We start from the raw sequence: 12,721 nt of genomic DNA, 5'->3' as shown, positions 1-12,721 counted from the left end.
TTAAGTCAATCATGATTCATTTCATCCCTCTGTCCTTGTCCGTTTTTTTGGATCTAGGCAGATATAATTATTATTTTGCACATAAATATAGGTGCAGTTCTATATAGATACTGCCCGACAAAAGCATTATATCAAAAACCCCATGGCCGTGACCATGGGTATCTTTACGATTCTATTAAAATATCCGCTGAATAAATGGAATGAACTTCTCCATGTTCGTCTTCTAGCAGAAGCACTCCATCATCTGTAATTCCTTTGGCAAAACCCTTAATGCTTCCATTTAAGGTGTTAGCAATAACGGTTGTACCTATACTAACAGAATAGCTTTCCCATAGTAGCTTAATTGGATAAAAACCTTTATCTAAATATAATAGATATAATTTCTCTAACTGTTGCATAATCTCCTGAATGATAATAGAGCGATCCCAGCTTTTGTTCGTTTCAATAAATAAAGAAGTGGCACTTTCTTGTAGTAACTGTGGATAATCCTCTATTTGTTGATTAACATTAATTCCAATTCCGATAATTAATGAATGAATCCGATCACTGTCTGCTTGTACCTCTGTTAGTATTCCAGTCATTTTCTTCCCATTAATCAACAGGTCATTTGGCCATTTTATATGTGCTTGTACACCAGTGACCTCTTGAACACCTTGTACAACTGCTACGGCCGTTAACAACGTTAATTGTGGAGCTCTCATCATGGGAATATTCGGTCTTAAAAGAAGGCTCATCCATATCCCTTTATATTTTGGAGAATGCCAGCTTCTTTCTAACCTTCCACGACCACCAACTTGTTCTTCGGCTAATACTAAAGTACCTTCTTTAGCTCCATCTAAAGCTAATTTTTGTGCTATTGTTTGGGTAGAATGTACAGAATCCTCGAAGTGGATGTTTTTTCCCATGAAGGCAGTGTTTAAACCAAAGAGAATTTTATCGGACACAATCTTTTCTGGCACACCAATAATACGATAACCTTTTTTACGAACTGCTTCTAATATAAATCCATCTTTTCTAAGTGCTTCAATATGTTTCCAAACAGCCGTTCGGGAGCAACCTAAAAGGGATGCTAGTTCTTGACCAGATAAATATTCTTCTGGATTATTAGTAAAAGCCTCCATTAACTTACCTCTTAAATCAGATGACACTTTTCTAGCCACTCCTTTATTTGTTGCTTTTCATTCACTAATTGTTGATTTACTACTGCTGTCTCTATTTGTTCTAGTAGTTGCTTTAGCCATGGTCCTGGTTTTTTTTCTGACCATTGAAGTAAATCTGAACCAGTTATATGAAGGTCTTCTTTTCTTCTTATTGCTAAATTTTCATATTGTTTTTCTAATACATCTACTTCTCTGTAACTTTCAAAATGATTTCTCCGTTGATAAATTCTTTCTGCGCTCAAAGCATGACCTAAAGTAGCATAATATAAATCTAAATTAGACCATGTTAACCTAGCTTCTCGGTGTTTAGACCAAAAGATTATTTTCTGTATCTCCTTTATTTGCTTCACTGCTAACTTCCATTTTCTTAACATTGTATCTATTTCTACTTTCTCTACTACATTGATTGATAGAAGGAGAATAGCCCAGCGCTCACCCAATTCTAAGCCACTTAAATTATAGGTAGAGAATGTTTCTAACCCGCTCTTTTGTTCAGCTAAACCTGGCAAATAAGAAAAAATACCTGTTTTAATTAAATCCTTTATTGCATCCTGAACAGCATTCCCCATTAATAGTTTCTCAAATTCATTGGAGATCCTTTCAACCGCAATATTTAGTAGGAGATGATTGTTTTCTTCCATACTTGCTCTTGTATCCTTATCAAGCTGGAATTCAAGTGTACTAATAAATCGAATGCCTCGCATCATTCTCAAGGCATCTTCTTGAAAACGCTCTGTTGCATGGCCAACGGTTTTTATTTCTTTTAATGCTAAAGAATCTTTTCCTTTAAAATAATCATATATATGACCACTTGTATCCATGGCCAGTGCATTTATCGTAAAATCTCTTCTTTTTAAATCCTCTTTAAGTTGCCGAACAAAAAAAACCTGTTCAGGTCTTCGAAAATCCACATATGCTGATTCAGTACGAAAAGTCGTCACTTCATATGTATTATTTTCCCATAACACCATAATTGTTCCATGCTCTATACCAACATCAACTGTACGAGGAAATATTTTTTTTATTTCATCTGGAGTTGCAGATGTAGCTATATCTATATCGTTAATAGTTTTATTCAATAAATAATCTCTTACTGAGCCACCAACAAAATAGGCTTCATAGCCAGCAGACTCTATTTGCTTCATCATTGGGATAGCGTCTTGAAAGGCTTTAAACATATTATTCACCTTTTTCAAGTAAGGAGTAATAGATTTCTTCATATTGACTCACAATTAAATCTGCACGGAAAAAATCTCTCACTCTATTGATAGAATTTTGGGCAAGTTGCTTATGTAATTGATCATCTGATAGAACGAGTAAAGACTGTTTAGCAATATTCTCAATATCACCAAGTTCAGAAATATAACCTGTGACACCAGGAATTATTACTTCTGGAATTCCACCTACATTTGTGCCTATAACTGGCACACCACAGGCCATTGCTTCTAAAGCTACTAAACCAAAACTTTCTTTTTCTGATAATAATAACATCAAATCACTTAAAGAATAGAGCTCTTCGACATTTTCTTGTTTGCCTAAGAATAAGACTTTATCTCGTAGTTGCAAATCATCTACTAATTTCGTCACTTTAGACATTTCCGGTCCATCTCCAACTAAGAGTAGCTTTGCAGGTATAGATGCTGTCACTTTTTCAAACGCCTTTACTACATCTAACACCCGCTTTACTGCTCGAAAATTTGATACATGGATTAGGACTTTTTCCTCTTCTTTAATAGAAAGCTCCTGCTTAAGATGATCTGTATTTACTCTTTGATAAACTCTTTCATCAATGAAATTATATACAGGCACAATTTCCTTTTTTGGTTCAATTAATTCATGTGTTTGTGCTATTAGAGAATTAGACACTGCAGTCACGATATCTGATTTTTCAATTCCAAATCGTATGCCCATTGTTAAGGATGGATCATAACCTAACACCGTTATATCTGTCCCGTGAAGAGTTGTTACAATTTTCACATCACGACCACTCATTTGGCGTGCTAAAATCGCACATACTGCATGTGGAATAGCATAATGAACATGCAATAAATCTAGTTCTTCTCGATTAATTACTTCTGCCATTTTGCTACTGAGTGCTAAATCATATGGAGGGAATTGAAAAACGGCATACTGATTAACTTCCACTTGATGATAATAAATATTGGGATACATTTTATTTAATCGAAAGGGAATGCTTGATGAAATAAAATGAATTTCATGGCCGTTCTCAGCAAGTTTTTTTCCTAATTCTGTTGCAATAACACCTGATCCTCCAACTGTTGGGTAACAAGTGATACCAATTTTTAGTTTCTTCATTTCTCTCCACCTAACAAATCTTTATGTAGTAATATCGGTTTACTTTTTATAAACCCTTCGGCATATTGTACACCAACTTCTTTACCAAATAAACGCTCTCTTGCTTCTATTGTTTCCATATACCCATTCGTTAAAGGAGTATCTACACCATCGTCATTTTTAACAAACTGACTCTTATAGCAATTTAAACTGCCTAGCTTTGTTTGCATAAAATCACTTGTATCAATAACAAAGTCCGGCTTATGGAACCCATTAATCATATAATAATAAACATTATGTACTTTATGAGGAGTAGCTATATTTCCTTGATAATTCTTTATACCTGCAGAAAAGACTGCTTCTTTTACTATTTTTGTACAATTCTCATGATCCGGATGGCGATCTTCCCAATAAGGTGTAAAAACAATTTTCGGTTGCACTAACCTAATAACGTCCACTACCTTTTGAATGGACATTTTCTCCAAAAACAACCCTCTATCAGGAAGCTTTAGTGCAATTCTTTCCTCTATCCCTAGCACTTTTCCTGCCTCAAAGGCTTCTTTTTTTCTCCGTTCTACTGTTCCATTTGATGAAAGATCACTATCTGTTAAATCACAAATAACAATCCGCTTTCCCATGCTTGCATATTTCGCAATAGTTGCACCCATGCCAATTTCTACATCGTCAGCATGGGCACCAAAAGCTAGTATATCTATAGGTTCAATTATTTTTAAGTTTTTCGTTAATATTATTTGTCTTTCCATGTACTACTTTTCTCCATTCTAGGTCACCTTGTTCTAATCCTCTAATTAATACTTCTCCTGTACCCATATTGGTTGCGAGAGGAACAGAATAAACATCACATAAACGGATTAATGCTGTTACATCTGGTTCATGTGGTTGTGCTGTTAAGGGATCACGAAAGAAGAAAACCATATCCATATTATTATTAGCAATATATGCCCCAATTTCTTGATCCCCACCTAGAGGACCAGAATGAAACCTAGTAATAGTAAGACCTGTAGCTTCATTTATCCGAGTTCCAGTAGTACCTGTTGCATATAAGGTATGCTTTGCAAAAATATTTTTATAAGCCAATACAAACGCAACCATATCATCTTTTTTCTTATCATGAGCGATTAAAGCAATATTCATTCGATTCCCTCTCCTTAATCCATTAGATTTTCAAGTCCATATACTAGTACATTTACTTTAAGTACCTCTTCAACCGCAAATTTAACCCCTGACATAAAAGAAACTCGATTAAATGAGTCATGCCTAATGATCAAGGATTCTCCTTCTGCACCAAACATTACTTGTTGGTGTGCTATAAGACCTGGAAGTCGAGTAGAGTGAATTCTCATTCCATCAAAATTAGCACCTCTTGCCCCTGAAATAGTCTCTTTTTCATTTGGATGTCCTTGTTTTTTGCTTTCTCTTACCTCTGCAATTAATTCGGCTGTTTTAACCGCTGTTCCAGAAGGTGCATCTAACTTTTGATCATGGTGCATTTCCATAATCTCCACATCTTGAAAATACTTTGCAGCTAATTTAGAGAATTTCATCATTAAAACAGCACCTATTGCAAAATTCGGGGCAATGATACAGCCTAATCCCGTGTCTTCACATAGCTTTTCTAATTCTTTCAAATTTTCGTTAGTAAATCCAGTTGTCCCAACAACTGGTCTAACACCATGATTTAATGCTGTTTTAGCATGATGCATTCCGTATTCCGGAGTTGTTAAATCAATTAGAACATCAGGTTTTTCTGTCGTAAAACACTTTTCTATATCTGTATAAATAGGTACATTATAAGCAGAAAAGCCATCGATTTGATTTAGCGTCATTCCACTATTTTTATGATCCAATACTGCCACTAATTCAATGCCTTCTGTTCTTCCTGTTAAATAAACCGCTTCTTTACCCATTCTTCCTCTTGGTCCAGCAATCACTACTTTTATTGTATTCAATTTATGTTCTCCTTAATATTATGTATTCTTTATAATAAGCTCAGTTATTGAAACTATTTATTCTTCTTTCCTTGTCCAACGATCTTTGTCTCTAGTATTAAACTTATGCATGACACGATTATGAGCTTCCTGTAAATCAATATCAAGAGAATTAGCTAAGCATGTTAAAACAAAAAGCATATCACCTATTTCATCTGTTATTTCTTTATCGGTTTCTGTCTCTTTTTTTGGCTTCTCTCCATAATAATGATTTACTTCTCTCGCTAGTTCACCTAACTCTTCCGTTAATCTAGCTAGCATAGCAAGAGGACTAAAGTAGCCTTCTTTAAATTGATTAATATATTGATCAACTTCATTTTGAATGTCTTTGACTGTTTTATCTTTTTTCACAGTAAACTCCTCCAGTCAGAAAGTGTATTATCCATATCCATGTTAGCTAATCTATTGCATTTTTACAAACAATTTTTACTGTAGACTCCTATAAATACCTGTTTTCCACCACTATTAATTGAAGTCGCTTCAATCAATGATGATTCACTAGTCTTTTCGCTTTAAAAATTGGGTAAACTATAATTAAGCACTTAAACTCGATTGCTCATCTTACTCGTATTCGTTATAATGAGTACGCTAATCAATAGTAGAATGGATAGAAGAAGGAAGGCGAATACATGTTTAAAGGAATTAAAGTTAAAAACGTTTTATTTATTCTTTTAGGTTCCGCTATTTTTTCATTTGGTATTGTTCATTTCAATATGCAAAATAAACTTGCCGAAGGTGGATTTACTGGAATCACGTTATTATTATATGCTCAATTTAAATGGGATCCTTCTATAACAAACTTAGCATTAAATATACCGTTATTTTTCATCGGATGGAAACTACTTGGAAGAAGTGTATTTATCTATACGATAATTGGGACGCTTGCTGTTTCTGTTTTCTTATGGTTCTTTCAATTACCCAACATCCAGCTACATATACCACTAAGACAAGATTTAACCTTAGCTTCTCTTTTTGCAGGTACGTTTATCGGTGTTGGTTTAGGGATAATTTTTAGATATGGTGGAACAACTGGTGGGGTGGATATCATTGCACGACTCGGTCATAAGTATTTAGGCTGGAGTATTGGAAAAACGATGTTCTTATTTGATGCATGTGTAATTACTGTATCCCTATTAACATACCTAACTTACCGGGAAGCCATGTATACATTAGTAGTCGTATTTATTGGAACTAGAGTGATTGATTTTATGCAAGAAGGTGCATATGCTGCAAGAGGTGCTATGATCATCTCAGACTTAAATGATGAAATAGCAAGTATTATCATGAGGGATATGGATAGAGGAGTGACAGTTTTAAAAGGGCATGGCTCTTTTACAAAACAAGATCGAGAAGTATTGTATTGCGTTGTTGCTAAAACAGAAATTGTTCGCTTAAAAAGTATCATAACAAGCATCGATCCCCATGCTTTTGTATCTGTTAGTGTTGTACATGATGTAATGGGAGAAGGCTTTACATTAGATGAATACAAAAGACCTATTGAAAAATAAAGTTTTTACAGTGATTGTTTATTTACGAAATAAAACACCCCAAAAGTTAGATTCTTTACTCTAACTTTTAGGGTGCAGTATATAATGGGGGTATTTCACTTAAAAAATATTTTTAACTATGCATTTCTCTAATAACTTTGTCTGTTGGAAGTAGGTAAGTGAACACTCCTAATAAAGGAAGCACACTACAAAACAGCATGATTGTATGAAGGCTATATAAATCACCAATCACTCCAAAAACTACCGCACCTAGTGCTCCCATTCCAAATGCCAAACCTACTATAAGCCCAGAAACTAATCCAATCATTCCTGGTAATAATTCTTGAGCATATACAACTGTTACGCTAAAGCTAGACTGCAAGATAAACCCAATGATAAATAATAAGGGACCAACGAACCAAGATGGAACATGAGGAAGCAACAAGGCAAAAGGAGCACAACCTATTAAAGAGAATAACAAAACTGTTCTCTTTCCAAAACGGTCAGCTAGCGGCCCGCCAAGAAATGTCCCAATAACCCCGGCTAATAAAAAAATAAAAACAAAAATTTGAGCTTTTTCAATACTAAAGCTAAACTTTTCAATTAAATAAAAATGAAAAAAATTGCTTATTCCTGCTCCGTACCACGATCGAGCAAATACAAGAAAAATTAACAAGCTAATGGCTAGTATTATTTTTTTATTAATAATAAAATCCTTTTTAGATTGTTGCTTATTTTTTGACAAACTTTGCTGTAGTTCTTTTTTATACCATTTTGATACTTGGAATAGAATAATAATCCCAATTGTTGCAAGCAATGTAAACCAAATGGTTCCAGACTGACCAGTATGTATAAAAATAAGTGCTGTAAACACTGGTGCTAATGATTGACCTGCATTACCACCCACTTGATAAATAGACTGTGCCAAACCTCTTCTATTCCCTGCTGCCATATATGATACCCTAGAGCCTTCTGGATGAAAAATAGCTGACCCAAACCCGATAAATAAAACGGACAATAATACAAAATAAAAATTAGGAGCTAATGCCAAACCAAGCATACCAATTAAACTAGAAAGCATAGCTACTGGCAATAAATAGGGTGCAGGCTTTTTATCTGCGATAATCCCAAACACTGGCTGTAAAATGGAAGAAGTAATATTTAAGGTAAATGCAATCCAGCCAACTTCTGTGTAAGATAGGTTCATAGATTGCTGTATAATTGGAAACAATGCTGGTACAACTGATTGCATACAATCATTTAAAAAATGCCCTATACTAATAGCAAATAATATTCGATAAACGGTTAACTGTTGCACTTTTTTCTCTTCAATTATTGGAGCAGTTTGCAAAAAGACCCTTCTTTCTCTACTTATTCGTTGTCATTATATGCATTGTTCATTATACACCTTGATGAAGATGTACGCTATATTATTAGAAAAGTCAAAATCCACACATTAAAAAAACTACAGTAGTAGCTTTTAGTAAGCAACCACTGTAGTTTTTTTACATATATTGATTAGTCATCTCTTTGCATACCAGTATAAATTAAAATTAGTCGTACTAATTCTAATACTGCTACTGCGGCGGCAGCTACATATGTTAACGCAGCAGCATTTAATACTTTCTTTGTTTCTCTTTCTTCATCATTGCGAATAATCCCTAAAGATACTACTTGATCCATTGCTCGATTGGAAGCATTAAATTCAACTGGTAATGTGACAAATTGAAACAGTACACCAGCAGCCATTAACACAATTCCTAACAATAGTAGTCCGGAAAGTTGAGTAAACATCCCTAATAAGATAAAAATCCAAGAAGCATTACTACCAAAGCTTGCAACTGGTACTAAAGCAGAACGGAACTTTAAAAAGGAATAACTTTGTTGATCTTGTATTGCATGACCTACTTCATGTGCAGCAATCGCTGCAGCTGCAACAGAATGACCATGATAGTTATTAGAAGACAATCTAACCACTTTTGACCTTGGATCGTAGTGATCAGATAATACTCCTCTCGTTTCTTCAATAGATACATCATAAAGACCATTTGAATCTAATATTCTTCTAGCTACTTCTCTACCTGTCATTTGTGAGGAAGTAGAAACTTTAGAATATTTCTTGTATGCACTCTTCACCTTCATTTGTGCCCAAAGAGGAACGAGAAGAATTAATATAAAATACGCAATAAACATGGTTTTCCCCCTATTTTATTCTAGTAGTATATATTTTTATTGTAAGCAGAGGAAAACTTAAAGTCAAATATTATCTCTTTTTTGCCGTGCGCGTCTTTTTTCCTCTTTATCTCCAAGGTATTTCCTAAATCCAACATAAGAGAGAGTTAGGATAATAATACTGCCTGTAGAAATAATAACCCACCAAAGAGAAGGATCTGCTTCGTCTTCATATACTTGATTAAAAACATCTTGCAGCTCTGCTTCTAAAGATTGTAATTCTTCTTGGTTTTGTTTATTTTGAAAAACTTGCAATCGATAAGTGCTAATAAATTCCACTAATGAATTTAGCTTTTGAAATTGAGCAATAGACACATCCAGCTTAAGACTAGGATAAATAATTTGATATAACGAAATAAACATATCTAGTTTTTCATTATACAGTTCTTTATCCTCCATAAGCACAGCATTTTCCATATCGCGATAGGTTGTCATTACCGTTTCTTCCATTTGCGTCCACATAGGCTCTTGGCCAGAAGAAACAGCATCAACAGCTAATCTAAATTTTTGTACAGAATGGAGTCTCTCATCCTCATTAAGAGAGGTATTTGTTATGGCTTCCACTGCTTCCTCGTGTGCCCCTGTTAAGATTCTACGCTCATCTATTGTAAAAGGACTCTCACTAACAGTAACCGAACTAAATTGATTAGAGAAATACTCTAAGATTTTCTTAGCATCATCATAGCGTTCCGAGCGAACTAGCTGTAGAACTTCATCTGATAGAGTATCTAATTCTTCTAAACCATATTTAGGCGATTGTTGGTTTGCATATACTGAAAATGTATAAGGCGTAAGCATAATTAACACTATTAATAACAAAACCAATTTTGCCTTCATTCTTGTCCCTCCTCTATATCCTAATAGAAATGTATGAGGAGTTGGACAAGGTTATACTATAAAATTATGATTTATAAGAAATCTTCCATTGCAATTCGTTCCCTTTTTTACTGGCTACGAATGCAATAAGTATGCTAATAATACTTAGCCAAAAAGTAAAATATCCTATATTATTCATATATTGATCCAATACACTATAATTAGGCATCATTTCAAAAATATAATCAATTACGTCATTATGAAGTGTCCATACAGCAGTTAAAACAATATGTATTAATTTAATTCGATAATATGGAATATAGAGTAAGCCTTGTAAAGCCATTGCTCCATGTGAGAATATAAGCATCCAGGAAGCTAACGATAGTTCACCTGTTTCTACATATACTAAAATATTCATGACAACAGCCCATATTCCGTATTTAAATAATGTTACTACAGCTAGTGCTTCTAGCAATGGCCAATTTTTATGTAATAAAAAAGCAATTAGTACAAACACAAAAAATAGACTGGCGGTTGGGCTATCTGGTACAAAAAGTAGAAATTTTGTTGGTGTTTCTGCAAGTTGAGATTTATACCAATAATATCCATAGATTGTCCCAAAGATATTAATTATTAATAATAACCATAGAAATAAGCGATTACTTAACAGTAAATAAATACTTCTCAATTTCTTCTCATCCCCCCTTCTTAATCTAGTATATTTTAGCACAGTTTATTATTTGGAGTAAAAATTCAACATCTTTTGTTTTTATAAAAAAAAGAAATCCTTCTAAATCAAAGGATTTCTTTTTTTATCTAATTTCTCTGCAAAAATTTCAATTGCTGTGTTAATGTTTGGAACATTTCTTTATCTCCGTTATCCAATGCTTCATCAATTAACTGGAGCAATCTATCTTTTTGAAACTTTTCAATGCTTGTTACTAAAAATTGCTCTGCAATAATTTTATCCTTTTCACTAATTTGGAGCTTTTTAGACATAAAAGGATTTTCTACAAGTACTGCTGCATAATGATGTGATTGGTTGGATGCATAGAAGTTCAATTGAATATATATATCTTCGTCTCTATTCAATCGAATATCATGAAAAGATTTTTCAGCATCTGTAGTCATTACATTCTCTTTATAAAATCGAAATGGCACTTCATCCACACAATGAGTGGACATAATAAGACCTCTTGGACATTTTTCCGCATTTTCCACAAAGTGAACTTTTTCCATTAGTTGATCATGGCTCATTAAGTAATTCAGAATCCAAACACATTCCCGTCTCTTTAGTTGATAATTATTTAAGAACCAACGAATGAAGTCTTTTTTTTCGTTGACAGATACAGGGGTTTTCATTTTGTTATTCCCTCCTCTGTTTACAACAGTTATAAAATTCTAAACTAACTTCTGAATTTCCCCACCATATACGTCTCATTAATAGGGTGAAAGTGTATTAATTATCTGTAAGTCGATGCATAATCTCAATATATTCTTCATTGCTTGGATCTAATTCTAAAAGCTTATTAAAAATTTCGGCAGCATCCTCTCTTTTTCCTTCTTCCAATAGAAAATAACCATAGTCATATAAAAAATCTGGGAGTTCTTTAAAGAAAGTATATGCTAACTGATATTTGTTTAATGCCTCTGAATATTTTTCCAGTCCATGAAATGCTCTTGCTGCATCCCATACAATTTGTGGTTCCTCGATATCTTGCTTTTCCATCATTTCGACAAGTTCCATAATGTCTTCAAATCTATCTTGAGTTAGAAATAGCTTATTTAATAAAGAAACAGCTTCAGTGAATTCTGGGTCTATTGCTAATGCTTCTCTAAAATTCGCTTCAGCGGATTTTTCATCTCCAAGCTTCAATCCTAATTTACCACCATAAAGAAATAAATCTTTATTAAATTCATCTTGCTTTATTCCCTCAACAACTGTATTATACGCTTCCTGCAATAATTCTTCATGCTCATATGCTCTTGCCAAATACAGGTAAAGAGAATGATAAGATGGATCCAAAGCTTTGACTTCTTCAAAACGGTTAATGGCACGAGTATATAATCCAGCTTGTAGTGCTGTTAACGCAAAATTAAATAACGTATTTATTTCCACCTTATCTTCTATTGCTTTTTCATAAAAGGTGAGTGCATCCTCAAATGCTCCGCCAGCACTTAAGTTATCAGCAATTCGTCCATTTATATTAACTCCCCCAACAACCGTTCCCTTTGGTAATACCAATTGGTAGGCTTGAATAGCATCTTTAATTCTGCCTTGCTCTGCATATAATTCTCCAAGTGCAAAATCAATAATTGGCTCCTCTGGAAGAATACTTTTGGCTTCTAATAACTTCCTTTCACTTACCTCATATAATCCATCCATTTGATACAGATCTGCAAGTAACAATAGACCTTGTGGGTAACTAGGGTCATTAGGATTCATTTTTTCTAAATAAGAGATAGCTATCTCTTCATTGCCAATTTCCATTTCTGTTTCAGCAATTAGTACTAATAGTTCTCCTTCTTCAGGGTATGCCTCTAAAAGCACAAGAAATAGATTTTTTGCTTCCTCTAAAAATCCGAGTTGTAGCAACTCTTCGCCTAACATAAAGCGCTCATCATTATTACCAGTATTTAAAATATCTTGATAATATTCTAGTGCTTTTTGTTGATCTCCATTTTCTAATAAATGTATAATTTCATTAACTCTTTCCATATT

14 protein-coding genes are annotated in these 12,721 nt (G+C 33.9%); 1 reads left to right on the top strand and 13 read right to left on the bottom strand.

Annotated elements, in window-relative coordinates; translation table 11 throughout:
- Positions 1-164 precede the first annotated feature (164 nt).
- Genes F9279_RS00560 through F9279_RS00530 form a run of 7 tightly spaced genes read right to left on the bottom strand, consistent with a single transcriptional unit; the run spans position 165 to position 5,815 of the window.
- Complete coding sequence (locus tag F9279_RS00560; protein WP_152110689.1) at positions 165-1,148, bottom strand: biotin--[acetyl-CoA-carboxylase] ligase; 984 nt, start codon at positions 1,146-1,148, stop codon at positions 165-167.
- A complete protein-coding gene (locus F9279_RS00555) occupies positions 1,133-2,380 on the bottom strand; it encodes a CCA tRNA nucleotidyltransferase (protein WP_226793070.1) in 1,248 nt (415 codons plus the stop codon). The genes F9279_RS00560 and F9279_RS00555 overlap by 16 nt, the downstream gene beginning before the upstream one ends.
- A complete protein-coding gene (bshA, locus tag F9279_RS00550; protein WP_152110687.1) occupies positions 2,340-3,476 on the bottom strand; it encodes an N-acetyl-alpha-D-glucosaminyl L-malate synthase BshA in 1,137 nt (378 codons plus the stop codon). The genes F9279_RS00555 and bshA overlap by 41 nt, the downstream gene beginning before the upstream one ends.
- The gene (gene bshB1, locus F9279_RS00545; RefSeq protein WP_193224369.1) at positions 3,473-4,219 is read right to left on the bottom strand and encodes a bacillithiol biosynthesis deacetylase BshB1; all 747 of its coding nucleotides are present in this window, start codon (positions 4,217-4,219) and stop codon (positions 3,473-3,475) included. The genes bshA and bshB1 overlap by 4 nt, the downstream gene beginning before the upstream one ends.
- Positions 4,176-4,610, bottom strand: a complete 435-nt coding sequence (mgsA, locus tag F9279_RS00540; RefSeq protein ID WP_152110686.1) for a methylglyoxal synthase — start codon at positions 4,608-4,610, stop codon at positions 4,176-4,178. The genes bshB1 and mgsA overlap by 44 nt, the downstream gene beginning before the upstream one ends.
- A 14-nt stretch (positions 4,611-4,624) precedes the next feature.
- Positions 4,625-5,425 (bottom strand): 4-hydroxy-tetrahydrodipicolinate reductase, encoded by an 801-nt coding sequence (gene dapB / locus F9279_RS00535; RefSeq protein WP_152110685.1) that lies wholly within the window; start codon positions 5,423-5,425, stop codon positions 4,625-4,627.
- A 57-nt stretch (positions 5,426-5,482) separates the two neighbouring features.
- Positions 5,483-5,815 (bottom strand): nucleotide pyrophosphohydrolase, encoded by a 333-nt coding sequence (locus F9279_RS00530; protein WP_152110684.1) that lies wholly within the window; start codon positions 5,813-5,815, stop codon positions 5,483-5,485.
- 278 nt (positions 5,816-6,093) lie between these two features.
- Between F9279_RS00530 and F9279_RS00525 the strand changes: the two genes are divergently transcribed.
- Positions 6,094-6,972 carry a YitT family protein gene (locus tag F9279_RS00525; RefSeq protein ID WP_152110683.1) on the top strand — a complete coding sequence of 293 codons (879 nt, stop codon included), beginning with the start codon at positions 6,094-6,096 and terminating at the stop codon, positions 6,970-6,972.
- A gap of 112 nt (positions 6,973-7,084) precedes the next feature.
- Here F9279_RS00525 and F9279_RS00520 read toward each other — a convergent pair whose 3' ends face one another.
- The 6 genes from F9279_RS00520 to F9279_RS00495 all read right to left on the bottom strand — a co-directional run bounded on the left by F9279_RS00520 (position 7,085) and on the right by F9279_RS00495 (position 12,718).
- Positions 7,085-8,302, bottom strand: a complete 1,218-nt coding sequence (locus F9279_RS00520; RefSeq protein ID WP_152110682.1) for an MFS transporter — start codon at positions 8,300-8,302, stop codon at positions 7,085-7,087.
- Positions 8,303-8,469: 167 nt separating this feature from the next.
- Complete coding sequence (locus F9279_RS00515) at positions 8,470-9,144, bottom strand: zinc metallopeptidase (protein ID WP_152110681.1); 675 nt, start codon at positions 9,142-9,144, stop codon at positions 8,470-8,472.
- Between the two features lie 63 nt (positions 9,145-9,207).
- A complete protein-coding gene (gene ypjB, locus F9279_RS00510; RefSeq protein WP_152110680.1) occupies positions 9,208-10,020 on the bottom strand; it encodes a sporulation protein YpjB in 813 nt (270 codons plus the stop codon).
- 64 nt (positions 10,021-10,084) lie between these two features.
- On the bottom strand, positions 10,085-10,687 hold the full coding sequence (locus F9279_RS00505) for a DUF1405 domain-containing protein (protein ID WP_152110679.1): 603 nt from the start codon (positions 10,685-10,687) through the stop codon (positions 10,085-10,087).
- A gap of 128 nt (positions 10,688-10,815) precedes the next feature.
- Positions 10,816-11,361, bottom strand: a complete 546-nt coding sequence (locus F9279_RS00500) for a ReoY family proteolytic degradation factor (protein WP_152110678.1) — start codon at positions 11,359-11,361, stop codon at positions 10,816-10,818.
- Between the two features lie 97 nt (positions 11,362-11,458).
- Positions 11,459-12,718 carry a tetratricopeptide repeat protein gene (locus F9279_RS00495; protein ID WP_152110677.1) on the bottom strand — a complete coding sequence of 420 codons (1,260 nt, stop codon included), beginning with the start codon at positions 12,716-12,718 and terminating at the stop codon, positions 11,459-11,461.
- Between the last annotated feature and the right edge of the window lie 3 nt (positions 12,719-12,721).

This window comes from Bacillus sp. B1-b2, from assembly GCF_009183415.1.
In the GTDB taxonomy this organism is placed as follows: Bacteria; Bacillota; Bacilli; order Bacillales; family Cytobacillaceae; genus Niallia.
This window is presented reverse-complemented; position numbering and strand designations above follow the sequence as displayed.

Bases quoted from the DNA above. Each gene is read 5' to 3' on its own strand.
- F9279_RS00525 (WP_152110683.1), top strand. From the start codon at position 6,094: ATGTTTAAAGGAATTAAAGTTAAAAACGTTTTATTTATTCTTTTAGGT.
- F9279_RS00515 (WP_152110681.1), bottom strand. From the start codon at position 9,144: ATGTTTATTGCGTATTTTATATTAATTCTTCTCGTTCCTCTTTGGGCA.
- ypjB (WP_152110680.1), bottom strand. From the start codon at position 10,020: ATGAAGGCAAAATTGGTTTTGTTATTAATAGTGTTAATTATGCTTACG.
- bshA (WP_152110687.1), bottom strand. From the start codon at position 3,476: ATGAAGAAACTAAAAATTGGTATCACTTGTTACCCAACAGTTGGAGGA.
- F9279_RS00555 (WP_226793070.1), bottom strand. From the start codon at position 2,380: ATGAAGAAATCTATTACTCCTTACTTGAAAAAGGTGAATAATATGTTT.
- F9279_RS00495 (WP_152110677.1), bottom strand. From the start codon at position 12,718: ATGGAAAGAGTTAATGAAATTATACATTTATTAGAAAATGGAGATCAA.
- bshB1 (WP_193224369.1), bottom strand. From the start codon at position 4,219: ATGGAAAGACAAATAATATTAACGAAAAACTTAAAAATAATTGAACCT.
- mgsA (WP_152110686.1), bottom strand. From the start codon at position 4,610: ATGAATATTGCTTTAATCGCTCATGATAAGAAAAAAGATGATATGGTT.
- F9279_RS00500 (WP_152110678.1), bottom strand. From the start codon at position 11,361: ATGAAAACCCCTGTATCTGTCAACGAAAAAAAAGACTTCATTCGTTGG.